Origin of the sequence: beta proteobacterium MWH-UniP1 (assembly GCA_036362785.1) — a bacterium.
Lineage (GTDB): Bacteria > Pseudomonadota > Gammaproteobacteria > Burkholderiales > Burkholderiaceae_A > Lacustribacter.
The window spans coordinates 1,286,435-1,313,202 of sequence record CP143625.1; the positions used below are offsets into that span (position 1 = coordinate 1,286,435).

Annotated in this window: 20 protein-coding genes, 1 tRNA gene and 1 pseudogene; 5 read left to right on the plus strand and 17 right to left on the minus strand. The window is 56.3% G+C overall.

The features are described from left to right. Nucleotides 1-21: 21 nt before the first annotated feature. A complete protein-coding gene (locus tag AOB54_06235) occupies nt 22-2,463 on the plus strand; it encodes an adenosylcobalamin-dependent ribonucleoside-diphosphate reductase (protein ID WVN41100.1) in 2,442 nt (813 codons plus the stop codon). Here AOB54_06235 and AOB54_06240 read toward each other — a convergent pair. From AOB54_06240 to acs, 12 genes and pseudogenes are all read right to left on the minus strand, one after another. Beyond that, entirely contained in the window at nt 2,460-4,502 is a 2,043-nt protein-coding gene (locus AOB54_06240; protein ID WVN41101.1) for an HD domain-containing protein, read from the minus strand. The genes AOB54_06235 and AOB54_06240 overlap by 4 nt on opposite strands. Continuing rightward, the gene (locus AOB54_06245) at nt 4,469-5,044 is read right to left on the minus strand and encodes a D-sedoheptulose 7-phosphate isomerase (GenBank protein WVN41102.1); all 576 of its coding nucleotides are present in this window, start codon (nt 5,042-5,044) and stop codon (nt 4,469-4,471) included. The genes AOB54_06240 and AOB54_06245 overlap by 34 nt, the downstream gene beginning before the upstream one ends. Beyond that, nucleotides 5,044-6,864: a translational GTPase TypA gene (typA, locus tag AOB54_06250; protein WVN41103.1), complete on the minus strand. Its 1,821-nt coding sequence runs from the start codon at nt 6,862-6,864 to the stop codon at nt 5,044-5,046. The genes AOB54_06245 and typA overlap by 1 nt, the downstream gene beginning before the upstream one ends. Before the next feature lie 9 nt (nt 6,865-6,873). Then, on the minus strand, nt 6,874-7,827 hold the full coding sequence (gene truB / locus AOB54_06255) for a tRNA pseudouridine(55) synthase TruB (GenBank protein ID WVN41104.1): 954 nt from the start codon (nt 7,825-7,827) through the stop codon (nt 6,874-6,876). Between the two features lie 19 nt (nt 7,828-7,846). Further along, nucleotides 7,847-8,227 (minus strand): 30S ribosome-binding factor RbfA, encoded by a 381-nt coding sequence (gene rbfA, locus AOB54_06260; protein WVN41105.1) that lies wholly within the window; start codon nt 8,225-8,227, stop codon nt 7,847-7,849. After that, complete coding sequence (gene infB, locus AOB54_06265; GenBank protein ID WVN41106.1) at nt 8,208-10,988, minus strand: translation initiation factor IF-2; 2,781 nt, start codon at nt 10,986-10,988, stop codon at nt 8,208-8,210. The genes rbfA and infB overlap by 20 nt, the downstream gene beginning before the upstream one ends. Beyond that, nucleotides 10,978-12,489 (minus strand): transcription termination factor NusA, encoded by a 1,512-nt coding sequence (gene nusA, locus AOB54_06270; GenBank protein WVN41107.1) that lies wholly within the window; start codon nt 12,487-12,489, stop codon nt 10,978-10,980. Before nusA ends, infB begins: the two co-directional genes overlap by 11 nt. 11 nt (nt 12,490-12,500) lie before the next feature. Continuing rightward, a complete protein-coding gene (gene rimP, locus AOB54_06275; protein WVN41108.1) occupies nt 12,501-12,959 on the minus strand; it encodes a ribosome maturation factor RimP in 459 nt (152 codons plus the stop codon). Nucleotides 12,960-13,099: 140 nt separating this feature from the next. After that, entirely contained in the window at nt 13,100-14,539 is a 1,440-nt protein-coding gene (locus tag AOB54_06280) for a pseudouridine synthase (protein ID WVN42785.1), read from the minus strand. 182 nt (nt 14,540-14,721) lie between these two features. Continuing rightward, a pseudogene (gene scpB / locus AOB54_06285) lies at nt 14,722-15,225 on the minus strand (SMC-Scp complex subunit ScpB). A 13-nt stretch (nt 15,226-15,238) separates the two neighbouring features. Next, nucleotides 15,239-15,329: transfer RNA gene (locus AOB54_06290), tRNA-Ser, on the minus strand. Nucleotides 15,330-15,494: 165 nt separating this feature from the next. Continuing rightward, nucleotides 15,495-17,474 carry an acetate--CoA ligase gene (acs, locus tag AOB54_06295; GenBank protein WVN41109.1) on the minus strand — a complete coding sequence of 660 codons (1,980 nt, stop codon included), beginning with the start codon at nt 17,472-17,474 and terminating at the stop codon, nt 15,495-15,497. 172 nt (nt 17,475-17,646) lie between these two features. Here acs and AOB54_06300 point away from each other — a divergent pair, with 172 nt between their 5' ends. Continuing rightward, nucleotides 17,647-19,161 (plus strand): fumarate hydratase, encoded by a 1,515-nt coding sequence (locus AOB54_06300; GenBank protein WVN41110.1) that lies wholly within the window; start codon nt 17,647-17,649, stop codon nt 19,159-19,161. 8 nt (nt 19,162-19,169) lie between these two features. Here the strand turns inward: AOB54_06300 and AOB54_06305 are convergent, their stop codons facing one another. Continuing rightward, nucleotides 19,170-19,718: a C40 family peptidase gene (locus tag AOB54_06305; protein WVN41111.1), complete on the minus strand. Its 549-nt coding sequence runs from the start codon at nt 19,716-19,718 to the stop codon at nt 19,170-19,172. 59 nt (nt 19,719-19,777) lie between these two features. Between AOB54_06305 and AOB54_06310 the strand changes: the two genes are divergently transcribed. Beyond that, the gene (locus AOB54_06310; GenBank protein ID WVN41112.1) at nt 19,778-20,179 is read left to right on the plus strand and encodes a heme-binding protein; all 402 of its coding nucleotides are present in this window, start codon (nt 19,778-19,780) and stop codon (nt 20,177-20,179) included. Between the two features lie 54 nt (nt 20,180-20,233). Here the strand turns inward: AOB54_06310 and AOB54_06315 are convergent, their stop codons facing one another. Beyond that, complete coding sequence (locus AOB54_06315) at nt 20,234-21,091, minus strand: patatin-like phospholipase family protein (protein ID WVN41113.1); 858 nt, start codon at nt 21,089-21,091, stop codon at nt 20,234-20,236. A gap of 127 nt (nt 21,092-21,218) precedes the next feature. Further along, nucleotides 21,219-22,112, minus strand: a complete 894-nt coding sequence (locus AOB54_06320; GenBank protein ID WVN41114.1) for an alpha/beta hydrolase — start codon at nt 22,110-22,112, stop codon at nt 21,219-21,221. 72 nt (nt 22,113-22,184) lie between these two features. On the opposite strand from AOB54_06320, the gene AOB54_06325 reads away from it, so the two are divergent. After that, entirely contained in the window at nt 22,185-22,967 is a 783-nt protein-coding gene (locus AOB54_06325) for a 3-hydroxybutyrate dehydrogenase (GenBank protein WVN42786.1), read from the plus strand. A gap of 66 nt (nt 22,968-23,033) precedes the next feature. Then, nucleotides 23,034-23,450, plus strand: coding sequence for a phosphoribosyltransferase family protein (locus AOB54_06330; GenBank protein WVN41115.1), 417 nt, complete (start codon nt 23,034-23,036; stop codon nt 23,448-23,450). Here AOB54_06330 and AOB54_06335 read toward each other — a convergent pair. Both AOB54_06335 and AOB54_06340 read right to left on the minus strand, forming a co-directional pair. Continuing rightward, the gene (locus AOB54_06335) at nt 23,447-25,954 is read right to left on the minus strand and encodes a DNA internalization-related competence protein ComEC/Rec2 (protein ID WVN41116.1); all 2,508 of its coding nucleotides are present in this window, start codon (nt 25,952-25,954) and stop codon (nt 23,447-23,449) included. The two genes, AOB54_06330 and AOB54_06335, sit on opposite strands and share 4 nt — an antisense overlap. Before the next feature lie 18 nt (nt 25,955-25,972). Continuing rightward, the gene (locus tag AOB54_06340) at nt 25,973-26,767 is read right to left on the minus strand and encodes a TatD family hydrolase (protein ID WVN41117.1); all 795 of its coding nucleotides are present in this window, start codon (nt 26,765-26,767) and stop codon (nt 25,973-25,975) included. Nucleotide 26,768 lies beyond the last annotated feature (1 nt).

The window sequence follows — 26,768 nt, forward strand, 5'->3', positions numbered from 1 at the left end:
TACCCTTAAATCAGAAGAAAAATGAAACGCGAAGAACTCAATACCGCCAGCCTTACCCAAGAACCCCAGACCATCAGCCTAGATGTGCTGCGGGAAAAGTATCTAAAGTCTGGCGAACTCAACGCCGACCAGCTCTATGCCCGTGTCGCCAAGGCCTTGGCCTCTGTTGAAAAAGAAGACTTGCGCGCCAAATACGAGGCACTTTTTTTAGACAACATGAAGGCCGGCGCTATTGGTGCGGGCCGCATCATGAGTGCTGCCGGCACCAACATCAAAGCCACCCTGATCAACTGCTTTGTGCAGCCGGTGGGCGACTGCATTCAAGGCGTGGATGACGAAGGCTTTCCCGGCATCTATGAAGCCCTGCGCGAAGCAGCAGAGACGATGCGCCGCGGTGGCGGCGTGGGATACGACTTTTCCCGCATTCGGCCCCGTGGTGCCGAAGTCAAAGGCACGGCTTCTATGGCTTCTGGGCCCTGCAGTTACATCAACGTGTTTGATCAGTCCTGCAGCACCGTTGAAAGCGCGGGCGCACGTCGCGGTGCCCAGATGGGGGTGTTACGCATTGACCACCCCGATGTTCATGAATTCATTACTGCTAAACGCACACCCGGCCGTTGGAATAATTTCAACGTATCGGTGGGTGTGCCCGATGCATTCATTCAAGCCGTTCAGGCCGATCAGGAATGGCAACTCGTTCACCGCGCCAAGCCCGCGGAAAAGCTAATTCGTGAAGGGGCTCATCAGCGCTCATCCGATGGACTCTGGGTCTACCAGACCATTCCTGCCCGTGAACTCTGGGACACCGTGATGCGCTCGGCCTATGACTTTGCAGAACCAGGCATTTTATTTCTGGATCACATCAACGAAGACAACAACCTGCGGTATTGCGAAGCGATTAACGCCACCAATCCTTGCGGTGAACAGCCACTGCCGTCTTATGGCTGCTGCGATCTCGGCCCAATTATTCTTCCGCGATTTGTTCGCCACCCGTTCGGTTTTCAGGGCACGGCATCCTTTGATTTCGATGCCTTCACTAATGCGGTGAAATTACAAGTCCGTGCACTCGATAACGTGCTGGATGTCACCTGGTGGCCCCTGCCCCAACAGCGCGAAGAGGCTGCCGCCAAACGCCGTATTGGCGTTGGTTTTACTGGCTTGGGTAACACACTCACCATGCTTGGCCTGCGCTATGACCGGGAAGAAGGCCGACAAGTCGCCGCCGAGATTGCCAAATGCATGCGCGACGCGGCCTACACCGCATCGATCGAACTCGCCAAAGAAAAAGGGGCCTTCCCTGCCTTTGATGCAGCAGGCTATCTGGCAGAGGGCACGTTTGCCAGCCGACTGCCGACAACGATCAAAGACGAGATTCGCAAGCACGGCATTCGCAATAGCCATCTCTTGTCGATCGCACCAACTGGCACCGTAAGCCTTGCCTTTGCCGACAATGCCTCGAACGGGATTGAGCCTGCTTTTTCGTGGACGTATCGCCGCAAGAAGCGCGAGGCCGATGGCTCTACGCGTGAATACACGGTTGAAGATCATGCATGGCGTGTCTATCACCTGCTTGGTGGTCATGCCGATCAGCTACCCGAGAGTTTTGTCTCTGCTCTCGAGATGAGTGCTGCTGACCACATCGCCATGATGAAGGCCGTGCAGCCCTATGTGGATACCGCCATTTCCAAAACGGTGAATGTCCCGGCCGACTACCCTTACGAAGACTTCAAAAACCTGTATCTACAGGCCTGGGAATTTAATCTCAAAGGCCTAGCAACCTACCGGCCCAATAGCATTCTGGGTGCCGTGCTCGAGACCACGCCCGCACCAAGCGCAAATGCTGAAGAATCGGCAGCCGCTGCACCCGCTGACCCCATGCGCACCGTGATTGAAAAGCGGCCCAAGGGCGCGCTGGACGCAGTCGCTGAAAAAATTGAGTACTGGACGCAAGAGGGCCACAAGACACTTTATTTAATCGTGTCTTTCTTGCCCCTGCCCAATACCCAAGGTGACGGCACAGTCGATCGTGCCATTGAGTTTTTCATGCCCGTGGGTCAAAGCGGAGAATCACAGCAGTGGATCACATCGACCATGCGTATGCTGTCACTCGCGGCACGCGGTGGCTTCCTGGAGCGCTCTTTAGCTGATATGCGCAAAGTTGCTTGGGATCGTGGTCCGGTAAGGCTGGGCACTTACAAAAAATCGGACGGCACAGCCGTGCCCATGTGGCATGACTCGGAAGTTGCCGCGATTGCTTACGCCATTCAAAACCTGTTGGCCCAACGTGCGCAACGCAGGCCCAATGTGATCGTGCACCACACCGAGGCACCGCCTGCCGACAGCCCGCCCCCCATGGCGAGCATGGCAGGTAAAAAATGTGGGGCCTGTGGTGCACACGCCGTGATCCGCAAAGACGGCTGTGATTTCTGCAGCCAATGCGGTGAGCTGGGCACCTGCGGTTAAACCCGTGTCGCCGACATCACACCGGTTAAATCGCGGATCATCGACAGCGCGCGTTTCAACTGCTCGCCATCGGCCACCTGCAGTGTGACGGACAAGGTTACAAGGTCTCCCTTGGGAAAGGAGTCCATCCGCGCAAGAGGAATTTTTTCTCGCGCCAAGACTTCGGCAAGATCACGAATTAACTCACTTCGTGATTTGGCGACCACCATGACATCAACAAGATAGCGCGACTCGGCGGGGTCTTTTGGCTTGCCCCATTCGGTATCAATCACGCGTTCGGGCGCATCACGGGCCATTCGCTCAAACGTTCGGCAATGTTCTCGATGCACACTCACCCCGCGACCACGCGTGACAAACCCCTTGATGGCATCCGGTGGTGCAGGCTTACAGCAGCGCGCTAAGGCCGTAAGCATTCGGTCGACGCCCACCACCAGCACCTGCCCCTTGGATGCTGTTTTGGGTTTACTAATCTTCGAAAGAATCAGCTCTTCGGCAGAAATCTCAGCACGTTTTAGACTCTCGGCTTCTGGACTGCTAGTCTCGTCTCGATCATTTGCCTTTTCCTCGACACGGCCCTCGGCCAGATCCAATGCATGAAACCAGGTTCGCACCTTTTGTCGGGCCCGCGGACTCTTCAGAAAGCCCGCATCCGGATTCATCCAATCACGGCTGGGACCGCCCTGCTTGACCGTCATCAACTCAATCGTTTCGCCCGTGTGAATCTCGGTCGTCAGCGGAACAATCTGACCATTGACCTTGGCACCTCGACACCGGTGGCCAATTTCGGTGTGCAGATGGTAGGCAAAATCTAGAGGAGTTGCCCCTTTTGGTAATTCAATAATGCGTGCCTTGGGCGTGAGCGCATAAACACGATCATCAGAGAGCCGAACCTGACCGGCTGGCCCACGGCCCCAATCCAACATCTGCCGTAGCCAAGAAATGCGTGCCGCATAGTCACCGCTGGTGGCCTGACTGCCGCCAGACTCTTTATATTTCCAGTGGGCGGCAACCCCGAGTTCGGCCCGGTGATGCATATCATGGGTGCGGATCTGGACTTCAAACGGTCGGCCATCGCTATCGAGCAGCACCGTGTGCAGAGACTGGTACCCATTGGCCTTGGGCCGAGTGATGTAGTCATCGAACTCGGAATCCATTGGCCGCCAGTGATCATGCAAAAAGCCAAGCACGGAATAGCACTGGGCTTCGGTGTCCACCAGAATCCGAAAGGCCCGGATGTCCATCAACTGATCAAAGCGCAGCCCCTTGGCCTGCAATTTGTTGTGAATGCTGAACAGATGCTTAGGCCGGCCCATGACCTGGCCATTGATCTCGGCCTTCGACAACAATCGCTTGAGCGCATCGATTGTCTTGGTGATGAAGATCTCACGTTCCTGACGTTTTTCGTCCAGCATGGTGGCGATCGCTCGATAGCCCGCCGGATCGGTCATGCGAAAGGCAAGATCTTCCATGGCCCACTTCAATTGCCAGATGCCCAAGCGATTGGCCAGCGGTGCCTGAACTCTTAGGGTCTCAACCCCCAGAGATTCACCAAGCGCCGCGGCCCCGGGGACATTGGCCTTGATGTCATCAGCAACTGTTTCAAGATAAGCAATATGGCGCGCAAGCTGGATCACCACAACACGCAGGTCGTCAGCCAATGCCAATAACATCCGGCGTAGTGTCTCGACCTGAGCCGGCGCAGACTCCTCTGAGGAAACAACAATCTGATGACCAAAGTGCGACAGCCGATACAAGGCGACCAATAGGCTCGCGATATCGTCGCCATATTGTTTGCGAATGGCCTCGGTATTTTTCGCGCCCCCATCAAAACCGGGAAGCAAAAACGCGACCGTCTTAGATGGCGTATCAAGATGCAGCTCATCAAGAATGCTGAGCGTGCGTTGCGCCTGACGAAGATCAGACGCGTTGGCTCGGCCGTCAGCGACCGCCTGTTCTAAGGCGCTACGGGCGGCGGTCAGTCGGGCAGCATCGTCTGCCGGCTGATTTATTGAAGGATTCGGTTCTCCACCAGTGCGCACAATAGATGCCCTAAGACCAAGTGACCCTCTTGAATTTGCGGTGTGTGAGAGGACGGCACCTTTAATACTACATCGGCAAGATCGCCCATATCGCGGGGATGGATACCCGTCAGCGCAATGGTGGCCACCCCCTTTGCGCGAGCCACAGTCATGGCCTGGACAATATTTTTACTGCGGCCAGATGTCGACATCACGATCAACACATCACCCGGGTTTCCCAGGGCCTCGACCTGCCGGGCAAAGACCTGCTCATAGCCATAATCATTGCCAATGGCGGTCAGTGCCGATGTGTCGGTGTTTAAAGCAATTGCTGGCAATGGCCGGCGCTCTTTCAGAAAACGGCCCACCATTTCTGCAGAAAAGTGCTGGGCCTCGGCAGCGCTGCCGCCGTTTCCTGCAAAGAGTAGTTTGCCGCCAGAGTTTAGACTTAAGACGCATCGGTCCGCAGCATGCAGAAGATTGGCCTGCAAAGCCGCATCTTCCAGCATGTCTTCCATGACCTGACGGCTTGCCATCAGGGAGATGCGAATCTCATCTTGCATTATGCGGCCTCCTCACGGGTTGCTTTTTTACGCTCATGCTCTTTTAGGTAACGTTTGCGCAGTCGAATACTCTTGGGAGTAATTTCAACCAGTTCATCATCGGCAATGAATTCCACGGCTTTTTCGAGCGTGAGCTCGATTGGCGGCGTGAGATCGATATGCTCGTCTTTGCCCGATGCGCGCACGTTGGTGAGTTTCTTTTCTTTTACTGGATTCACCACCAGATCGTTGTCACGGCTATGAATGCCAATGATCATGCCCTCGTAGAGCGCATCGCCTGGCTTAACAAACATCCGACCGCGCTCCTGGAGTTTCCAAAGCGCATAAGCCACGGCGTTGCCATCATCTTGCGAGACCAAAACACCATTGCGCCGCTCGGCCAATTCGCCTTTGTATGGACCATAGTCATCGAAAATATGGCTCATCAATCCGGTACCACGGGTAAGGGTTAAGAACTCACCCTGAAAACCGATCAGACCGCGGGCCGGAATACGGTATTCGATCCGCACACGGCCCTTTGAATCCGGCACCATATCGAGCATCTCACCCTTGCGCAGGCCAAGATTTTCCATCACTGGGCCCTGGTGATCTTGCTCCACATCCACCGTCAGCATCTCATAGGGCTCTAAACGCTCGCCACTCTCGGACTGCTTAAAGACCACACGCGGACGCGACACGGCCAACTCATAGCCCTCGCGGCGCATATTTTCAAGAAGAATTGTTAAGTGCAATTCGCCGCGGCCCGACACGATAAAGGTGTCGGAATCCGCACTGAAATCGACCCGCAACGCCACGTTGGCCTTGAGTTCACGCTCAAGGCGCTCACGAATTTGACGGCTGGTCACAAACTTACCCTCGCGGCCCGCCAATGGCGATGCGTTCACCATAAAGTTCATGGTGAGCGTGGGTTCGTCTACCGACAGCATGGGCAGTGGCTCCACATGGTCAAGTTCGCAAACCGTGGTGCCAATATTCAGATCGTCGATGCCATTGATCAATACGATGTCACCGGCCTGTGCGGTGGGTACCACTTCACGCTCCAGGCCCTTGAACATCAAGATCTGATTGACACGGGCTTTTTTAGGGGTGCCTTCGGGGCCGTCTTGAATGATCACGTCTTGCAACGATTTCAAGCGGCCACGGGTAATTCGGCCAATACCAATCTTGCCCACGTAGCTCGAGTAATCCAGCGAACAGATTTGGAGTTGTAGCGGGGCTTCGGCATCATCTTCACGCTGGGGCACATACTTCAAGATGGCGTCAAACAAAGGCCGCATGTCGCTGCTGGGCTTGGTGTGATCCATTGTGGCAAAACCGTTTAGTGCTGATGCATAGACCACTGGGAAATCCAGCTGCTCTTCCGTAGCACCCAGCTTGTCAAACAAATCAAAAGTGGCGCTCACCACCCAGTCTGGCCGCGCACCGGGCCGGTCAATTTTGTTGATGACCACAATCGGCTTTAAACCCAGCGCAAGTGCTTTTCGGGTCACAAACCGGGTCTGAGGCATCGGGCCCTCCACGGCATCGACCAGTAGCAACACGCCATCGACCATCGACAGCACACGCTCGACTTCGCCGCCGAAGTCAGCGTGCCCCGGAGTATCGACGATATTAATGTGGGTACCTTCGTAATCGACCGCACAGTTCTTGGCCAAAATAGTGATGCCCCGTTCACGCTCAATGTCGTTTGAGTCCATGACGCGTTCAGACACCTGCTCGTGCTGGGCAAAGGTGCCCGCTTGTTGCAGTAACTTGTCCACCATGGTGGTCTTACCGTGGTCAACGTGGGCGATGATGGCAATGTTGCGCAAGGCGCGCATAGAAAACTCCTAAGAAGATAAAACACGAACCCGTTCAGGGCTCAACAAATGATGCGTGTCAACACGGCCGGTGCCAATAAAGTCACCTGACTGGGTTTTCACTCGGACAACTGCCGGCAAGACACTGTCTGCGAGCATCACCGACTGGCCATGAACAAATCGCCGAACCTGGGCCGCACCCAACACCACTTGCGGCCAATCCCGAATCAACCAATCCACTGGCTTTAACAACAACAATCGCTCCTGGTCACTGGCCTGCTCAAACGCCACAAGGCTGACCATATCGTCTGCTGTAATCGACCCCACCCCCACACGACGCAGACTGTGCAGATGGGCGGGCAGACCCAAGGCGGCACCAATATCTTCTGCAAGGGTGCGCACATAAGTACCCTTGCTGCACTTCACCAGCACCTGAAGATTGGGCAGCGTCATGTCCTGCAACGACAGCTCATGAATCACAATGGATCTCGGCTCACGCTCCACACGCTCACCAGCACGGGCGTAATCGTACAAAGGCCGGCCATCTTTTTTAATCGCCGAATACAAAGGTGGCGTCTGCTTTTGCGGCCCCAAAAAACGGGCTAAGACGTCGGTCACCTGTTGCACCGACAATGTTGATGGCACAGCCGCCTGCGCAATCACATCGCCTTCACGATCGCCCGTTGTGGTCTGCGCACCGAGCGCAATCTGCGCCACATACGTTTTGTCCGCGTCCAGACCCTCAGCAGCGTACTTGGTCGCCTCGCCGAACATGATCGGCAAAAGACCGCTGGCCATTGGGTCAAGCGTGCCGCCATGACCTGCCTTTGCGGCCGACAACAAATGCTTCACATGGCCCAGCACCCGGCTTGACGATGGCCCAACCGGCTTATCTAACAATAAAACCCCGTCAACAGGCACACGTTGTTTTTTAGGGGGCCGCACCAGAACCTGCATCGCCACCGTGCGCTCAGAATCACTCATCACGACAGCTCGCCCGGACTCAATCATCGGTCGATCGGCCAGCAACCGCGCGATCGATCAGTTCGCTCATGGCAATCGCGCGTGCAGTGGAATCGTCGCGAACAAAATGCAGCTCAGGCGTGGTGTGAATCTTCAACATGCGGCCCAGCTTGCCACGCAAAAAACCCCGGCAGGCGGCTAGCCCCTCCGCGGTCTTTTTTAATTGTTCTGCGTCATCGGGCAACACGCTATAAAAGATCTTGGCGTGGGCGTAATCCGGTGTGACTTCAACATCGGTAATGGTCACAAGACCAAGCCTTGGGTCTTTGACCTCGAGCCGGATCAGTTCAGACAAATCTTTCTGAATCTGATCCGCGACCCGATGACCCCGGCCGGATGCCTTAGGAGAGTGTCCGCGCAATTTCCTGAATCTCAAAGACTTCGAGCTGATCACCCTCTTGGATGTCATCGTAGTTCTTGAGTGTTAAGCCACACTCAAAGCCTTCTTTGACTTCCTTGGCGTCATCCTTGAAGCGTTTCAAGGTGTCGAGTTCCCCCGTCCACACCACCACGTTATTACGCAGCAGACGGACCTGGGCGCCACGGCGAATCACGCCTTCTAAGACCATACAGCCAGCAATGTTGCCAATGCGGGAAACTTTGAAGACCTGACGAATTTCGACAAGACCGATCACGTTCTCTTTACGCTCGGGTGCCAACATACCCTGCATGGCGCTCTTCACATCATCGACTGCGTCATAGATGATGGTGTAGTAACGCAGGTCAATGCCATTGCCCTCGGCCAATCGCTTAGCGCTTTGGTCGGCACGCACATTAAAACCAATCACCACCGCCTTAGAGGCGATGGCCAGGTTAATGTCCGACTCGGTGATCGCACCGACTGCGGCGTGCACGATGTTGACCTTGACTTCGTCAGTCGAGAGCTTTTGCATCGAGGCGGACAAGGCTTCTTGTGAACCCTGAACGTCTGACTTGATGATGAGTGACAGCGTCTTGGCGCCCTCGCCCATGTTTTCAAAGATGTTTTCAAGCTTGGCGGCCTGCTGTTTGGCCAGACGAACATCACGGAACTTGCCCTGACGGAACAGCGCGATCTCACGTGCCTTGCGCTCGTCCCCCAGGACCATGACTTCGTCACCGGCCTGCGGCACCTCGGTCATACCCAGAATTTCGACTGGGATGGATGGGCCAGCCGTTTCTACAGGGCGCCCGTTTTCGTCCAACATAGCCCGCACGCGGCCAAAGGCTGCACCCGCCAAAATGACGTCGCCTTTTTTCAGCGTGCCCGATTGGACCAAGATACTGGCAACCGGACCGCGACCCTTGTCAATACGGGCCTCGACCACGAGTCCCTTGGCCAGGGTTTCAACCGGTGCTTTCAGTTCCAAGACTTCCGCCTGAAGCAATACGTTTTCCAACAGCTCATCAATGCCTTGGCCGGTCTTGGCCGACACAGCAATGAACGGCGAATCACCACCGTACTCTTCAGGCACCACCTCTTCAGCGACCAGTTCGGTTTTGACGCGATCTGGATTGGCTTCGGGTTTATCAATCTTGTTGATGGCCACCACGATCGGCACACCTGCTGCCTTGGCGTGGGCGATCGCCTCTTTGGTCTGGGGCATCACGCCGTCGTCAGCTGCCACCACCAGAATTACGATGTCCGTGGCATTGGCACCACGGGCCCGCATGGCGGTAAAGGCCTCGTGGCCTGGTGTGTCCAGAAAGGTAATGACACCGCGCGGTGTTTCCACATGGTAAGCACCAATATGCTGAGTAATGCCACCGGCCTCGCCTGCGGCAACCTTGGTGCGACGGATGTAATCGAGCAACGAGGTCTTACCATGGTCCACGTGACCCATGATGGTCACCACCGGCGGACGCGTTACGGCAGTTGCCTGGGCAACCTTCTCCGCTTCAGCGTCTTCCAAGAAGGCTTCAGGATCATCAAGCTTTGCCGCAAATGCCTTGTGACCCATTTCTTCGACCACAATCATGGCCGTCTCTTGGTCGAGCACTTGATTGATGGTCACCATCTGGCCCATCTGCATCAAAGTCTTCACCACTTCGGCACCCTTGACCGACATTTTGTGGGCAAGATCGGCCACGGTGATGGTCTCGGGAACATGAACATCATGAATCTGAGGCTCCGTTGGCGCAACGAAGTTGCTGGGCTCTTGCGATGCGTGCTTATTTTTGCCACGCGGACCAGCGCGCCAGCCACCGGCACCACCCGAGGTGTCTCCACGGGTTTTGATCGCCCGCTTCTTGGCAGCATCTTCTTGCCATGTCGACGAAAGCTTCGAAGACTTGAGCTGCTTTTCCGACTTCTTCTCTTTGGGTTTCTCTTCTTCAGCCTTTTCGCCAGGCTTGGCCGCAGGCTTGTGCAGTGTGGTCGAGGCGGCGTCAGCGGCTTTTTCTGGCGCTTTTTCGGCTGCTTTCGCAGTGGCCGCAAGCTTACCGGTGCGGGCAGCGTTCATGAGCCGATTGATCGCAGCGACCTCATCTTCAACGGCACGCCGTGCCTGCACCGATTTCGCTGCATCTTCAGCGGCCAGTCGCGCGCGCTCTTTGACTTCGTTTGCCGCCTGCTCTGCAGCGGCTTTGTCAGTCTCGGATGCATCCGCTACTGTCTGCTGGGCAAGGCGCTCGGCCTCTTCCGCATCTTTTAGGGCCTGGGCCTCGCGGGCACGCTCACGCTCAAGGCGCTCTTGTTTTTCTTTAAGTTCAGCTTCTTGGCGGGCCAACAACTCAGACTGTCGACGGCTCTCTGCTTCGCGCTGGGCCAGCTCTTCTTCTGACACAACCGACACCGGCGACTCAACTGCAGGTGCTGCCTCTGCCGCATCAACTTCCGTAGCATCACGCTTCACAAAGACCCGCTTTTTGCGGACTTCCACCTGAATGGTGCGGGATTTGCCAGAGCCGTCGGCCTGTTTGATTTCAGTCGTCTGACGCTTGGTCAGGGTGATTTTCTTGCGCGGAGCATCTGCGGCGCCATGGGCCTTACGCAACGACGTCAGCAACTGCTCTTTGTCTGCCTCGCTCAGCACATCCTTGGCCGACGACTTCTCTACGCCAGCAGACTTCAGCTGCTCGAGCAGAGTATCGACCGGAACCTTTAGCTCCGCTGCAAATTTTTCAACATTATCAGCGGCCATCCGTAGAACCCCCCGCTTCTGTTGTTTCGTCGGCAAACCAGTGCGCACGCGCCTTCATGATCAACTCTTTTGCGCGGCCCTCTTCCATCGAGGCGATTTCCATCAACTCATCCACGCCAAGGTCGGCAAGATCATCACGGGTATAGATTTTTGCGTCGGCAAGTTTCACCGCCAAATCACGATCCATGCCGTCGAGATCCAACAGATCCTGAGCTGTGGTTTCTAACTTCTCTTCTTGAACGATCGCTGCAGTCAGCAGCGAGTTACGCGCACGATTGCGAAGCTCATTCACGGTGTCTTCGTCAAACGCTTCGATTTCAAGCATTTCACTCACGGGCACATAGGCCACTTCCTCGAGTGTAGAGAAGCCCTCGTCGATCAGAATATCGGCGACCTCCCCATCCACATCGAGTTTTTCCATGAAGGTCTGACGCAGGGCCTGACGCTCAGTCTCAGATTTCTCAGCCGATTCATCGGCTGTCATGATGTTGATCTGCCAGCCGGTTAGGTCAGACGCAAGGCGCACGTTTTGCCCGCCGCGGCCAATCGCCACAGCAAGCTCGGCTTCGTCGACCACCACATCCATGGCATGACGCTCTTCGTCCACCACAATCGAGGACACATTTGCTGGTGCCAAGGCACCAATCACAAACTCAGCCGGATCTTCCGACCAGAGCACGATGTCCACACGCTCACCAGCCAACTCGTGGGTGACCGCCTGTACGCGAGAACCACGAACACCAACGCAAGTACCGATTGGATCAATACGACGATCCGCCGTAAAGACCGCGATCTTGGCGCGCACGCCCGGGTCACGGGCTGCGGATTTGATGATGAGCATGCCCTGCTCAATCTCGGGCACTTCCATCTCAAAGAGTTTCATGATGAATTCAGGGGCGGTGCGCGACAAAATAATCTGCGGGCCACGCTGTGTGCGCTCGACACGCTGCATATAAGCGCGCACACGATCACCAGGGCGGAGATTCTCTTTCGGAATCATCTGGTCTCGGGGCAGACGGGCTTCAATCTTGCCGGACTCCACAATGACATCACCGCGCTCAAGACGCTTGACGGTGCCGTTGATGATGACTTCGCCACGCTCTAAAAAGTCTTTCAGGATTTGCTCGCGCTCGGCCTCGCGGATGCGCTGCAAAATCACCTGCTTGGCGGCCTGGGCACCGATTCGACCGAACTCAATGGGCTCGAGCTCTTCTTCAATGAAGTCACCCACTTCGATATCCGGAATTTGTTTGCGGGCCTCGGTCAGAATGATCTGCAAATCGTGATCTTCTAACTCACCATCTGGCACGACTTGCCAACGGCGAAAGCTCTCGTACTCACCCGATGTCTGGTCAATCGAGACACGAACATCCACCTCGTCGGTGAAACGCTTCTTGGTGGCAGATGCCAAGGCGCTCTCCAGCGCTTGGAACACAATGCTTCGCTCAACGTTTTTTTCACGGGCGAGTGCATCGGCCAACATTAATAATTCACGACTCATTCGTTTCTCTCCTAAAACTTGTACTCAGGCACCAGACGGGCCCGCTCGACATCACTGATCTCAAAATTCAATTGCATCATCTCGCCACCCTTGCCTTCGTACTCCATCGAGAGTTCTCCCGAAGGCGAGACACGCAACACCCCTTCAAAATTCCGTCGGCCTTCCAGCGGCATGCGAAGCCGAAGCTTGATCGGCAGGCCAGCAAAACGCACATAGTGGGCATGCTTGGTGAGCGGCCGATCCATTCCCGGAGACGACACCTCTAGGCGCTGGAAATCAAAACCCTCGACCGGAAGCAGATGCACCAGCTGCCGAGATAGCGATTCACAATCGTCAACGGTGATGAGCTTGTCGATGTCGAGCGAATCGATATAAACGCGCATGACACCACCTGGAGTTCTCTCCAAGTCAATGAGCTCAAAGCCCAAGTCTTGCGCGGCCGTGCCGACCACCTGCCAAAGATCTGCCATCCTGCCTAACCCACCACCTAACGACTATTTCTGTTTTTGGCAAAAAAAATGGGCTCCGGTTTGAAGCCCATTTATTTTTGCTATGTCCTTGATTTTACAAGAGAGATCGGCTTTAAGCAATCTCTTTCGAGCCAATCTTTCTAGGCTGTGGGGCCCTTTTTCCCGCGAAAGCCCCCCGGACGACCACCGCCCGGCCTGGGCGGCCCTTTCCGACCCGGACCACCGCCTGGCCGGCCCTTTTTGCCGGCACCTCCAGGCCGCTGGGGCGCAGACAGAGCACCCGACATCGGTTTGGCTGCCCCCCAAGATGTTTGCAAGGGGTTGGGTTTTTTTGATCCCTGGCGGGGTTTGTGGCGACCGCCCAAGTGGGATAGGTGGGCATCTGGCCCGCTGGGCTGCCAGTCGTCGTCTGGGTGTGGCTCGTTGAGATCAACACCATCATCCAATGGCCGATCATCGTCGCGCTGCCGCGCCACGCTGCTTGGCGAGTGCCACTCCTGGTTTCGGTTGGGTCGAGGCCCACGGCCACCCTTCATGCCGCCAGCCCCCATCCCGGGTGCCTTTGGTCCACGGCCCGGGCCGGGACCATTTCGGCCAGCGCCACGACGCTTGGCCTGACCCGCCTGATCCTGACCGCCGGCGCGCAGGCCAACCGACTGACACAAGGCCTGAATGTCTGGCTCGGCAAGATCCACTGATTGGCCGCGGCGAAGATTGGACGGCAAAGCGATTTGGCCGTAACGAATGCGAATCAATCGGCTAACGGTTAAGCCCACTTTTTCAAACATGCGTCGAACTTCGCGATTACGGCCCTCGGTGATCACCACGCGAACCCAGTGGTTGGCACCCTCGCCGCCGGCGTCTTCAATGCTTTCAAACTTTGCGATGCCGTCATCGAGCTCAACGCCCTGCATTAATTCTTCGCGGGCTTCTGGCGTGAGTTCACCAAGCAGCCTGACCGCATATTCGCGCTCAACTTGAGAACGGGGATGCATGAGCCGATTGGCCAAATCACCCGATGTTGTGAAGAGCAATAAGCCTTCGGTGTTCAAGTCCAGACGGCCAACGGCAATCCAGCGGCCAAACTTTGCAGGTGGGAGTTTTTTAAAGACTGTGACCCGATGTTGGGGATCGTCACGCGTGACAATTTCACCAGCTGGCTTGTGATAAGCCAACACGCGCACGGGCGGTGGCGCGACACGAATTCGAATTGGTTTGCCGTTGACCTTGACTTGATCGGTATGCAGGATGCGCTGGCCAATATGGGCAGGCGTGCCATTGACCGATACACGGCCAGCCAGGATCAGCTCTTCCATCTCACGCCGTGAACCCACACCGGCATCGGCCAAGACCTTGTGAAGTTTTGGCGGGTCATAATCCAGACCAGCCCGCGAAGGCCCGCCCACTCTGGGACTGGTACCTTTAGCGGCATAAAACGGAATTGGATCAGCCTCTGGCTCTGCGGCCGCGGCAGCAGCACTCAATGGATCGACTGCAGTGTCTTTCGACTCGGCCTGATCTGATGGCTCCTGAGTGCCTTGCATCTCGTCTTCCGATTCAAGGCCGTCTTGGGGTTTCATACTCACGGTGTGGTTTGATCTTTCTCGGAATTCTCCGAAACGTCTTGCGATTCTGGTTTTTCATCTTGCGATGGAAGTTCATCAACAACCGGGGCATCTGCAGGCGCAGCATCCGTACCGGTTTCCGATGCAACCTCGGTCATGCCCGGCAACAAGGCCTCTGCGGTGTCGCTCCAATTTGCGTCTAACGTGGGCAACTCTTCCAAAGAACGCAGGCCAAGATCATCAAGAAAATGTCGTGTAGTGGCGTAGAGCGCTGGCCGGCCAGGTGCATCCCGATGGCCAATGGCCTCGATCCAGCCGCGGTCTTCGAGCGACTTGATCACCTGGGTGGCCACAGCAACGCCGCGAATGTCTTCGATATCACCGCGCGTCACAGGCTGGCGATAAGCAATGATGGCCAAGGTTTCCATTGTGGCGCGTGAATAGCGCGGTGGTTTTTCATTTTTAAGTCGATCCAGATACTCGCGCATCTCAGGCCGAGTCTGAAACCGCCAGCCCGACGCCAGGGGCACCAACTCGACCCCATGACCGACCCACTCCCGCTGAAGGTCTTCGAGCAATAGCCGGACGGTGTCGGCATCGAGTTCGTCATCAAATAGGCGCCGCAACTCAGACACAGGCATGGGCTCTGTGTGTGCGAGCAGGGCAGCCTCAAGAACTTGTTTGGCTAGGGCCGTATTCATAGTCAATGTGTGTTGGCGGAGAGAGGGGGATTCGAACCCCCGATGGGCTATTAACCCATACACGCTTTCCAGGCGTGCGACTTAAACCACTCATCCATCTCTCCGCGAGAGGAAGACAAAGCCGCTGCCTGAACTCTATTCAGGCGGGGCCGCTTAAGCGCCGCAAGTGTAGCAGACCCCACGAATTTAAAGGAAAGGGCCTGCCGTGCGGGGACTTCCTAAACCCCCGCACAGCCAAGCCCACAGCCGAACCACCTGAACCTGAAGTGCTAGGTGGACTGTTTCAATTGATCCAGGATGGCTGGATTTTCCAGCGTCGAGGTGTCTTGAGTGATTTCCTCGCCCTTGGCCAAGGTGCGCAGAAGACGACGCATGATCTTGCCCGAACGGGTCTTCGGAAGGTTGTCCCCAAACCGAATTTCTTTTGGCTTGGCAATCGGACCGATTTCCTTACCCACCCAGTTGCGCAGATCGGTGGCCACCTTCTTGGCATCCTCGCCAGAGGGACGGGCACCCTTGAGCACCACAAAGGCCACAATCGCCTCACCCGTGGTGTCATCGGGGCGGCCCACCACCGCGGCCTCGGCCACCAGGGGATTGGCCACCAGGGCGGATTCAATTTCCATGGTGCCCATACGATGCCCCGACACGTTCAACACATCATCAATACGGCCCATGATGGTGAAGTAACCGGTGTCTTTGTCACGAATCGCACCGTCGCCCGCCAGATAAAGCCGACCACCCAGCTCTTCGGGGTAGTAGCTCTTCACGAAACGATCCGGGTCACCCCAAATTGTGCGAATCATCGAAGGCCACGGCTTTTTCACCACCAAAATGCCGCCCTGTCCGTTGGGCACATCATGGCCTGCTTCGTCAACGATCGCTGCCTGAATACCGGGGAACGGAAGCGTGCAAGAACCTGGCACTAAGGGCGTGGCACCCGGCATGGGCGTGATCATGTGACCACCCGTTTCGGTCTGCCAGAAAGTATCGACAATTGGGCAGCGGCCACCACCAACATTGTTGTAGTACCACATCCATGCCTCTGGGTTGATCGGTTCACCCACGGAACCCAAAAGACGCAGCGACGACAAGTCGTAATTCTTCGGTGCGGTGGTGGGCGTTGCCTCGGAAGCCTTGATCAAAGAACGAATCGCAGTGGGCGCTGTATAAAAGATCGAGACCTTGTGGTCTTGAATCATTTTCCAAAAGCGGCCTGCATCGGGATACGTTGGCACACCCTCAAACACAATCTCTGTGCCACCACAGGCCAGCGGGCCATAGGTGATGTAAGTGTGGCCAGTCACCCAACCGATATCGGCGGTACACCAGAAGACATCATTGGCCTGCAGGTCAAAGGTGTACTTCATGGTCATGATGGCGTGAAGCAAATAGCCACCTGATGAATGCTGAACGCCTTTGGGCTTACCGGTGGATCCTGATGTGTAGAGGATGAAGAGCGGATGCTCTGCCTCGACCCACTCCGGCTCACAGGACTCCGGCTGGCCTTTCATGATGTCGTCCATGTAGACATCACGGCCTGCGGTCATCGACACATTGCCGCCCGTGCGCCGATACACAATGACGTGTTTCACTGCCTCACAGCCACCGAGAGAGAAGGCTTCGTCAACAGCAGGCTTTAGGGGAATTGCCTTGCCGCCCCGGCACTGCTCATCAGCAGCAATGATGAGCGTGGCACCCGCATCGACCACACGCTCTTGCAGGCTTTTTGCAGAAAAGCCCCCGAACACCACCGAGTGAATCACGCCCAAACGTGCACAGGCCTGCATCGCCACCACGCCCTCAACAGACATGGGCATGTAAATCAGTGCACGGTCACCCTTTTTGTAGCCCATCGCTTTGATGGCGTTGGCCAATCGACAGACACGGTGATACAAATCTTTGTAGGTGACACGAGAGACTTCGCCGCCATCGGCTTCAAAAATTAACGCGACCTTATCGCCATTGCCGGCCTCGACATGGCGATCTAGACAGTTATAAGAAACATTTAACAGGCCATCATCGAACCATTTGTAAAACGGCGCCTTGCTGTCATCGAGTGTTTTGGTAAACGGTTTTTTCCACAGCACTTCAGCACGTGCGTGCTTGGCCCAAAAGCCCGCGTAATCGGCCTCGGCCTCTTTGCACATGGCGTTGTAGGCCTCCATGCTGCCCAGTCGTGCTTTCGATGCGAACTCTGCCGGCGGAGGGAAAATCCGGCTTTCCTGCATTACCGATTGAATTGCCATAGTCGTGCTCCCCTTTGGATTTTTATTGGCGAGTTAGAATTCTTATGTTGCGGCGCCGCAAATCGTTTCTTGCCCAGCCAGCCTGTGTGCTTCGCGTTTCACGCGAAGTCCTACCGGTCAGACCCCGATTTCGGAACCGCTTAAAATCTACCGCAAAAAGGGGAGTTGCGCCATGGCTTGTATCAAACAGCAGGATTTCATTCAAAGCATTGCTGATGCATTTCAGTACATCAGTTATTACCACCCGCTGGATTACATCAAGGCACTAGGCGCGGCCTACGAGCGTGAACAGAGTGCTGCCGCAAAAGATGCGATTGCCCAGATTTTGACCAATAGCCGAATGAGTGCAGAGGGCAAGCGGCCCATCTGCCAAGACACTGGCATTGCCACCGTATTTTTAAAAGTCGGCATGAATGTCCGCTGGGACGATGCCACCATGACCGTGACCGACATGGTGAATGAAGGCGTTCGCCAGGCCTACAACAACAAAGACAATCTGCTGCGTGCATCGGTCTTGGCCGATCCTGCCGGCACCCGTAAAAACACCAAGGACAACACCCCTGCTGTCATCCACTACGAGATCGTGGCCGGTGATGGCATCGAAGTCATCTGCGCTGCCAAAGGCGGTGGCTCTGAGGCAAAAAGCAAATTGGTCATGCTCAACCCCAGTGATTCCATTGTGGACTGGGTGGTGAAAACCGTGCCCACCATGGGCGCAGGCTGGTGTCCTCCTGGCATTCTGGGTATCGGCATTGGCGGCACACCTGAAAAGGCGGCGCTGCTGGCCAAAGAGTCACTGATGGATGCCATCGACATGCCAGAACTTCTGGCCCGTGGGCCCAAGAACAAAGTCGAAGAACTGCGTGTCGAGATCTACAACAAGGTCAACGCACTGGGCATTGGCGCCCAGGGCTTGGGGGGGCTGACCACCGTGGTCGACGTCAAAATTCTCGACTACCCCACCCATGCTGCGAACTTGCCAGTGGCCATGATCCCGAACTGCGCCGCAACCCGCCACGTGCACTTTCACCTTGATGGCTCAGGACCAGCCCACCTCACGCCACCATCGCTGAACGATTGGCCCAAAATTTCCTGGTCAGCCGATGTCGAAAAATCAAAACGAATTGACCTCGACCAGCTCACCCCAGAGGAAGTCGCCTCTTGGAAACCGGGCCAGACATTGCTGCTGAATGGAAAAATTCTGACGGGCCGCGATGCCGCCCACAAACGCATCTCCGACATGTTGTCCAAAGGCGAAAAGCTTCCCGTCGACTTTAAAAACCGCGTGATTTACTACGTTGGTCCAGTCGACCCCGTGCGAGACGAAGTCGTGGGCCCAGCCGGTCCGACCACCGCCACCCGTATGGACAAATTCACCGAAACCATGCTGGCCCAGACCGGCCTGATTGCCATGATTGGCAAGGCCGAACGCGGCCCCGCTGCTATCGAGGCCATCAAGAAACACAAATCGGCCTACCTGATGGCCGTGGGTGGTGCCGCCTATCTGGTGAGTAAGGCCATTCGCAGCTCACGCGTGGTGGGCTTTGCAGATCTTGGCATGGAAGCAATCTACGAATTTGAAGTCAAAGACATGCCCGTGACCGTTGCCGTGAACGCTGAAGGCATCTCCGTGCACGACACTGGTCCGAAAGAGTGGAAGATCAAGATCGAGCAGATGGCGCATTAGAAGTATGTTTAGTTGCGAGCGATCAGGCGCCTTGCCTGATCGAATCGCGATGACCAATAAGACTGATCAATGGATTCAATACGCACCACTCCCCTTGCCGTGGGTGCGTGAACAAAGCGTCGATCCCCCAGATAGACCCCAACATGGGAGTTCGGCCGGCCAAGGGTGTTGAAGAACACGAGGTCACCCGGCTCAATGGCGTGCCGGGCCACCTGCATACCAACAATAGATTGTTCCTCTGTGGTTCTGGGAAATCGCAGGCGAAAGGCATCTTGCACCACATGCGCGATCAAGCCAGAGCAGTCCAGACCCTCGGCCGGATTCATGCCGCCGAGTCGATAAGGCGTGCCCAATAACAGCACAGACCGGGAGGTGATTTCAGAAATTGCCTGCTGCGCCGACATGCCGGCCGGGAGCTGAATCAACCCACCAATTGGAATATCGGCCTTCCAGACCAAAGGCCGTGAGGGCGATGCGTCTGGCCGAAAACTGCTACAGCCAACAAGGGCCACGACCGATAGCAGCGCCGCGAAGCGAAAAAACCGGTCGAGTATCATTGCGCCAATTCAAAAGACCTTTGAATGAAAATTCACGCTATTAGACACAAGGAGACCAAATGATTCAACGCCCCGCCCTAACCGCCGACGACGTGCAGCGTATCGGTGAAGCAGCACTTGCTGAAGCCAAGAAAAACAACTGGAACGTATCGATTGCCATTTGTGACGAAGGTGGCCACCCCTTGTGGCTCAAACGGATGGACGGCGCTGCCGCCATTTCAGCCTATATCGCTCCACAAAAGGCCCGCACTGCGGCGCTTGGCCGTCGTGAATCCAAAATTTACGAAGATGTCATCAATCAGGGCCGGACATCCTTTCTGTCCGCCCCAGAGCTCCAGGGCATGTTGGAAGGTGGAGTGCCAATCATTGTGGATGGCCACTGCATCGGTGCCGTCGGTGTGTCGAACGTGAAGTCATCAGAAGATGCACAAATCGCCAAGGCTGGCATCGCCGCGCTGTAAAGAAGCTAGCAACCGTTACAGAGACAAGAGCCCTGCAATACGCCGGGCTCTTTTCTACCGCGACGCCAGTTGTAGCCGATTTTTTAAATCTCCCATCGCTTCCAGCGCAGCACGCTCGCCCTCGAGGATTGCCAAATTGCGGGCACCAAAATCCGTTCCCTTAATGCCTGCGATGGCTGGGCGCAATACAATATCGGCCTGAGTCAGTTCGTAATGGCTGACCCGATTGCCCATGATGGTAAATGTCTGAAGCAGCACTTCCAGGGTGCTGCCCACTGGCTGATTGGCCGGCTTGGCTGAGATGTCAACCGCCAGCACCACATCAGCCCCCAAAGAACGGGCAATACCCGCCGGCACGGGATGCGTGAGTCCACCGTCGACGTAATCACGATCACCAATACGCACTGGCGTAAACACACCCGGCACGGCACTAGATGCTCGAATGGCCATGCCCGTGTCGCCACGCTGAAACACGATCGGCTGACCGCTACGCAGATCAGTGGCCACGACGGCAAGGGGCCGCTTCAGTTTCTCGATCGTGACATTTTTCACTTGGGCATTCACGAAATTGGCGATCGCCTCGCCCTTGATAATGCCCCGATTGCCAATCGTCCAATCTGAAAACGTACTCTCGTCTAGCGACAACGCAATGCGCTGCAAATCAAACCCGGTTAACCCCGAAGCGTAAAGCGCGCCCACCAGACTGCCGGCACTTGTTCCCACAATGAGATCCGGCTCAATACCATTGGCCTCTAAGACCTTGATCACCCCGATGTGGGCAAAACCCCGGGCCGCGCCCCCGCCCAGCACAAGTGCAAATTTCTTGCGAGACGCCACAGGCTTCGGGCCAGACGCACAGGCCGACAAGAGGGCCGCCGAGGCGGTCGAAATCAGAAAAGATCTTCTCAGCACAATCAACAACACCTTTTTAAAAAACGTTTAACTGCTTCAATGACCAACACCTTTTATAAAAAAACTTTAACTGCTGATCTGAGCGGTCTTCTTGGTGAAGCAAGTCACGAGACATGACTCGGCAGAATTAAACCGAGTTCAGAAAATCGGCAACCACCTGAACCTGATCCTGATGCATCAGGGTTGGGGCGTGACCAATGCCAGCAAAGGCCACCGCCTGGGCCCGTGGCCCGCGACGGGTCATCTCAGCCAGTACATCGGCGGTCAACAAATCACTCTCGGCGCCACGAATGACCAGTGTTGGACAAGCTATGGCATCAAAGAGATGCCAGAGTTCCAAATCCGCTGGGGGCTGCCCGGGGTGAGACGCCTGCCCGTAATGATGCCGAAATGGCGCCGCAATCGCTGGGTCGTAGTGCACCCGGACACAGTCAGAGCCAGGCACCTCGACTAGGCCTGCGTTAATCAGGCTATCCCACTGGGCTTCGGAGTGCGGGCCAAAGCCCCGATACAAGACCCGAAGCCGGGCATGGGCAGCCGCCCTGCTGGGGTATTCGGTTTCCCGACCCACATACGCCGCAATTCGCCCCAAGGCCTCGCCGCTTAACTTCGCCCCCACATCATTGAGCACCAATCGTCGAATCGGCGATTGCGGCAAAGCCGCCAGAGTCATGCCAATCAGGCCGCCCATCGAGGTGCCCACCCAATCCACTTGGGCCACATTGAGCCGGGCCAAAAGCGTGACCATATCGTTCACGTACTGCGGCACGCCATAGGCCATTGGGTCTTTCAACCAGCCCGAGCGGCCCCGGCCAACAATATCGGGGGCCACCACTCGATAGTCCTTGTGCAAGGCAAGCGCCAGATCACGAAAATCATCACTCAGCCGAGTCAGTCCGTGGACACAGACCAGAACCCGGGGATTGTCGGGATCGCCCCATTCCTGGTAGGCGACCCGGTGCAGGCCGGCGGGGCTGGCACACAAGACAGATGACACGCGGGGTAGCGCCGACAGCGGCATAGTGAACCCTTTATCATTAAGGACACAAAATCCTAACACCCGCAGGGAGACTCCCCCATGGCAACACCCCGTATGCTCCAAGGCAAAGTCGCACTCGTTACCGGATCCACCAGCGGCATTGGCCTTGGCATGGCCAACGCAATGGCTGCCCAAGGCGCTGACGTCATGCTCAATGGTTTTGGCGACGCCAAGACCATCGCCGACTTACAAAAAAACCTTGCGCAAGAGCACGGGGTACGGGTGCTCTATCACGGCGCCGACATGAGCAAACCCAGCGAGATCGAAGACATGATGCGCGCCACCGAATCCAAACTGGGCCGAATCGATATCTTGATCAATAACGCGGGCATCCAGCATGTCGCCCCCATCGAGAGTTTTCCTGTCGAACGCTGGGATGCCGTGATCGCCATTAACTTGTCTTCTGCATTTCACACCATGCGCTGCGCAATTCCCGGCATGAAAAAACGGGGCTTTGGCCGCATTATTAACGTGGCTTCTGTGCATGGCTTGGTGGGTTCGGCAGAGAAATCCGCCTATGTTGCTGCCAAGCACGGCATTGTTGGTCTCACCAAGGTCGCCGCACTCGAGCTGGCCCAGACCCCCATTACCTGCAATGCCATCTGCCCTGGCTGGGTGCTCACACCTTTGGTTCAAAAGCAAGTCGATGCCCGTGCGGCAAGTCAAAAACTGTCAGCAGAAGAGGCCAAGCATCGTCTGTTAATTGAAAAGCAGCCATCGGGCGAATTTGTCACACCCGATCAACTCGCTGCACTTGCCGTTTTCTTGTGCTCTGATGCAGCGACACAAATTCGGGGCGCCGCTTGGAATATGGATGGTGGTTGGGCAGCCCAATAACTGCTGATTCGACAGCCAAGCCCCCCCACGCTGCACGCCCACTCTCACCGACAAAAGACCGGAGTGTTGACCCACAACGCACGTCTTGCAATTGGCTGGCAAGAGATTCAAGAAGATGCCAAAAGACTGGCCGATCAGCTGTCTGCCATCGGCCAGTGGCGGCGCATTCTGGCCATCCCGCGTGGTGGACTCATACCCGCCACACTACTTGCCCACCACCTGAATATCCAAGAAATAGACTTACTCAAATGGCCAGACCGCACGCATCGGCCAGAGCCAATTGGTTTGACCGAAGACGGACTGTTGATCGTTGATGAACTCGTTGATACTGGCAAAACCATCAAGATGATTAAGCCGTATTACTCCCGCGCCCATGTGGCCACCCTGTACGCCAAGCCGATCGGCAGGCCCATGGCCGACAGTTTTGTAAAAGAGTTTCCCCAAGACGTCTGGCTAGACTTTCCCTGGGAGCGTTCGCCCTAATCTGAGTCCTCGCCCTGCAGCGGCGTGCGACGACTATGCCAGTAACGCTGGTGGTCGGCCCAATAATCCCGAATGACAGGCTGCCGATTAGACCAAGACAACTGCAGGGCCCCAGACAAATCGGTGCGCACGACTTGCCTTATGCCAAGTGCGGCGAGCCGATCCAACACCATTTCATTGGGGTGACCAAACCGGTTTCGATAACCCGCCTGAATCACTACCAGGCTGGGGTTTACCGCCTCTAAGAATTCACGGCTGCTTGAGCTCTTACTGCCATGGTGGGGCAAGAGCAGCACCTGGGCAGCAAGTCCTGAACTGCCAACCGACTTTGATCGGCCGCCCTTGAGATGTGCATTCCAAAGATTCTGGGCAACGATCATCTGTTCGGTTTTTTCTGGGATATCTCCTGCTAACAACAGACTGCCGCCGTGGGCGTCTTGAATCCGCAACACGCAAGACTCCGCATTACGATCTTTGTGTTCTGGCTCAGTTGGGTGCAACACATCAAAACGAACCCCGTCCCACTGCCAGAAATCCCCTGCAACACAAGACCGTGCCCCGGGATAGTCTTGTGGTGCAGAAGAATAGCTTGCGCTAACCGGCATCACTGCCGTGATTGATGTGTAGCCGCCATCGTGGTCCTGGTCTCCGTGAGAAATCATCAATCGATCAATTCGATTCACCCCAAAACGCCGCAGTGTGGGCAAGACCATGCGCTGGCCAGCGTCAGATGACCCAAAGCTGGGACCCGTGTCATAGAGCAACACATGACCATGTGTGCGAATCAACACACTTGATCCCTGGCCAACGTCGATAAAGGTCACCTCCATCTGGCCCCAGACCGGTGGGCTTGGCGCTGCACCATACAAAGCCAACAAACCCAGCCAGCCGAGATGCCGATAGCCATGCCAGCGCACAGGAAGCACACGGCCAAGGGCGACCAACATTCCTGCTGATGCAATCGTGGTTCGCACAATTCCGGGAGACGGCCAATCCACCAGGGCAAACGACAAACCAGCACACCAAGTCAGTAAACCCGTCAAACCCTGTTGAATCCATGCGGCAAGCGCAAACCCGTATCCCGTGCCCAAAAGCCCCGTCTCGATGGCGCCCAACATGGCCAGTGGTGTCACCAGAAAACTCACCGTTGGAATTGCAACCGCATTGGCCAGCGGTCCCACCAAGACAATCTGCTGAAAGAGCAACACCGTCACAGGCAGCAAACCAAAGGTAATGGCCATCTGCGCGTGTGCGGCCTGTTTAACTTGGCCGACGAGTTTGTTTCCAACCTGCCGATAACGTGAGGGAGTTGCTGCCGCAGCCATTGCCGAGTCACTGCGAACTGCTGGCGTGTCTGCCAATGTAAAAAGCAGCCCCACCGCCATAAACGACAGCCAAAAACCCGGCGCCAATACCGCAATCGGATCTAAGGCCAGCACCACCAAGAGCGCCGCAGACAAGACTGCCCAGGGGCTTGCGCGAATGCCGAGAAGCACCGCAACGGACACCACCATGACCATCCATGCAGTACGCTGCGCCGGCACCGCAAAGCCGGCCAACAGGGCATAGCCCAGCGCACCTGCCACCGCAAAGACCGCACGGACCGACTGGACAGGACACCAAAGGCCCGATGCAATCGGCCAAACACAAAGGACACGCCACAGCATGCCGCCGATCCAGGCCGCCAACCCTGCAAACATCGTGACATGCAGCCCGGAAATGCTCATGAGATGAGAGACACCCGTTCGCTGAAACACCGCCCACTCCTCTACGGAGATCGCCCGCTGATCGCCGACCAACAATGCGGCGATCACGCCACGGGCAGGTGAATCCGGAATCTGTGATTCCACCTGTCCGCGAATCCAGTCCCGTGCCTGATCCACCGCAAGCTGAAGGCTGCGCTCTTGGCCCACCAAGATTGGCGCTGGATACTTTTTGCCGTCTTGAACGGATGCCGTGAAATACAACTGCTTTTCAAACATCCAGGCCTCGTAATCAAAGCCGCCGGGGTTCAAGGTGCCCACTGGCTGGCGGACCCGCGCCTGCATGGCCCAGCGCTGACCAGGAGATAAGACTGCGGGCAGACCTTGTTTGCCGTTGTCGTACCACTGCATCACACCACGATTGGGAAATGCCTTTAACGGCTGGACATCGTCTGGATGTAAACGTGCCGACCTGACGGAGACTTCAAACCGCCAGCCACGTTCGTGCCGCGTGGGCAGATCCTCGATCACCACCTCTAACCAAAGCGAAGCTCGGTCAAGGCCATCTGGCAAACGATGATCCAACTGATGCTGCGCCACCATGCTGGTGATCAAGGCGGCCAAAACGGCGACCAGCAAAGGCCACACCCAGGGCATGACATCACGACGCAAACACGCAATGGCCAGCAGGCCGAAAACCGTCAGCCCCGGAACAATGAAGTCTGAGGGCGCAGGAAGCACACGCTGCAGTTGGACCCAGCAAATACCAAGCAGCACGCCGATGGCGAGCCGAAAAATCATCGGAACACGAAAGCGCGGTTAAGGCAGCGACAGACGCGGCAGAGCCCGCATTAGATTGGCCTGCGATTGACGACTCACCTCTTCTAGCGAAACGCCACGCAAGTCAGCAAGGCATTGTGCGATCGGCAGAACTTCAGCCGGTTCGTTGGCCTCGCCTTTGGACTTCCAAGACGGAGAGATATCTGGCGAATCCGTTTCCAACACGATCGATTCGATCGGCAACGCCATTGCCAGCCGTCGAATCTGTGCTGCTCTGGTGAAGGTCATTGCTCCACCAAAGCCCAAGACCAGCCCCTGCTGAATAAATGCATCGGCCTGAGTGCGACTGCCATTAAATGCATGGGCAATCCCGTGATGAATCTTGAACTGACGCAAAAACTTCAAGACCCGATCCTGCGCCTTGCGAACATGCAGAATCACCGGCAGATCATAATCGCGCGCCAGTCGACACTGGGCCGCATAAAAACGTTCCATTTTTTCTCGATCCAAACCCGGCACATAGTGGTCAAGACCAATCTCCCCGACCGCGACAAGTTTGGGGTCGTGCCGGCAGCGGTCCAGGGCATTGTCGAGTGCAACGATCGCCTCGTCGCCTAGATCATCGACATACATCGGATGGATCCCCAGGGCGTAAAACACCTCCGTCTGAGCATGGGCCAAGTCTTGGACCCGCTGAAAATTGGCAGGGTAAACCGATGGCACCACGATGGCGCGCACCCCGGCGGCCCGGCTTCGTGCCAATGCCCCTTCCAGGCCGCCTAGCACCTGCGGCATATCCAGATAATCCAAGTGGCAATGGCTATCGATCAGCATG

Coding starts and splice junctions, on each gene's coding strand:
- AOB54_06235 (WVN41100.1), top strand. CDS start 22: ATGAAACGCGAAGAACTCAATACCGCCAGCCTTACCCAAGAACCCCAG.
- AOB54_06245 (WVN41102.1), bottom strand. CDS start 5,044: ATGCAAGATGAGATTCGCATCTCCCTGATGGCAAGCCGTCAGGTCATG.
- typA (WVN41103.1), bottom strand. CDS start 6,864: ATGCGCGCCTTGCGCAACATTGCCATCATCGCCCACGTTGACCACGGT.
- truB (WVN41104.1), bottom strand. CDS start 7,827: ATGAGTGATTCTGAGCGCACGGTGGCGATGCAGGTTCTGGTGCGGCCC.
- infB (WVN41106.1), bottom strand. CDS start 10,988: ATGGCCGCTGATAATGTTGAAAAATTTGCAGCGGAGCTAAAGGTTCCG.
- nusA (WVN41107.1), bottom strand. CDS start 12,489: ATGAGTCGTGAATTATTAATGTTGGCCGATGCACTCGCCCGTGAAAAA.
- rimP (WVN41108.1), bottom strand. CDS start 12,959: ATGGCAGATCTTTGGCAGGTGGTCGGCACGGCCGCGCAAGACTTGGGC.
- AOB54_06280 (WVN42785.1), bottom strand. CDS start 14,539: ATGAAACCCCAAGACGGCCTTGAATCGGAAGACGAGATGCAAGGCACT.
- acs (WVN41109.1), bottom strand. CDS start 17,474: ATGGCAATTCAATCGGTAATGCAGGAAAGCCGGATTTTCCCTCCGCCG.
- AOB54_06300 (WVN41110.1), top strand. CDS start 17,647: ATGGCTTGTATCAAACAGCAGGATTTCATTCAAAGCATTGCTGATGCA.
- AOB54_06305 (WVN41111.1), bottom strand. CDS start 19,718: ATGATACTCGACCGGTTTTTTCGCTTCGCGGCGCTGCTATCGGTCGTG.
- AOB54_06310 (WVN41112.1), top strand. CDS start 19,778: ATGATTCAACGCCCCGCCCTAACCGCCGACGACGTGCAGCGTATCGGT.
- AOB54_06320 (WVN41114.1), bottom strand. CDS start 22,112: ATGCCGCTGTCGGCGCTACCCCGCGTGTCATCTGTCTTGTGTGCCAGC.
- AOB54_06325 (WVN42786.1), top strand. CDS start 22,185: ATGCTCCAAGGCAAAGTCGCACTCGTTACCGGATCCACCAGCGGCATT.
- AOB54_06335 (WVN41116.1), bottom strand. CDS start 25,954: ATGATTTTTCGGCTCGCCATCGGCGTGCTGCTTGGTATTTGCTGGGTC.
- AOB54_06340 (WVN41117.1), bottom strand. CDS start 26,767: ATGCTGATCGATAGCCATTGCCACTTGGATTATCTGGATATGCCGCAG.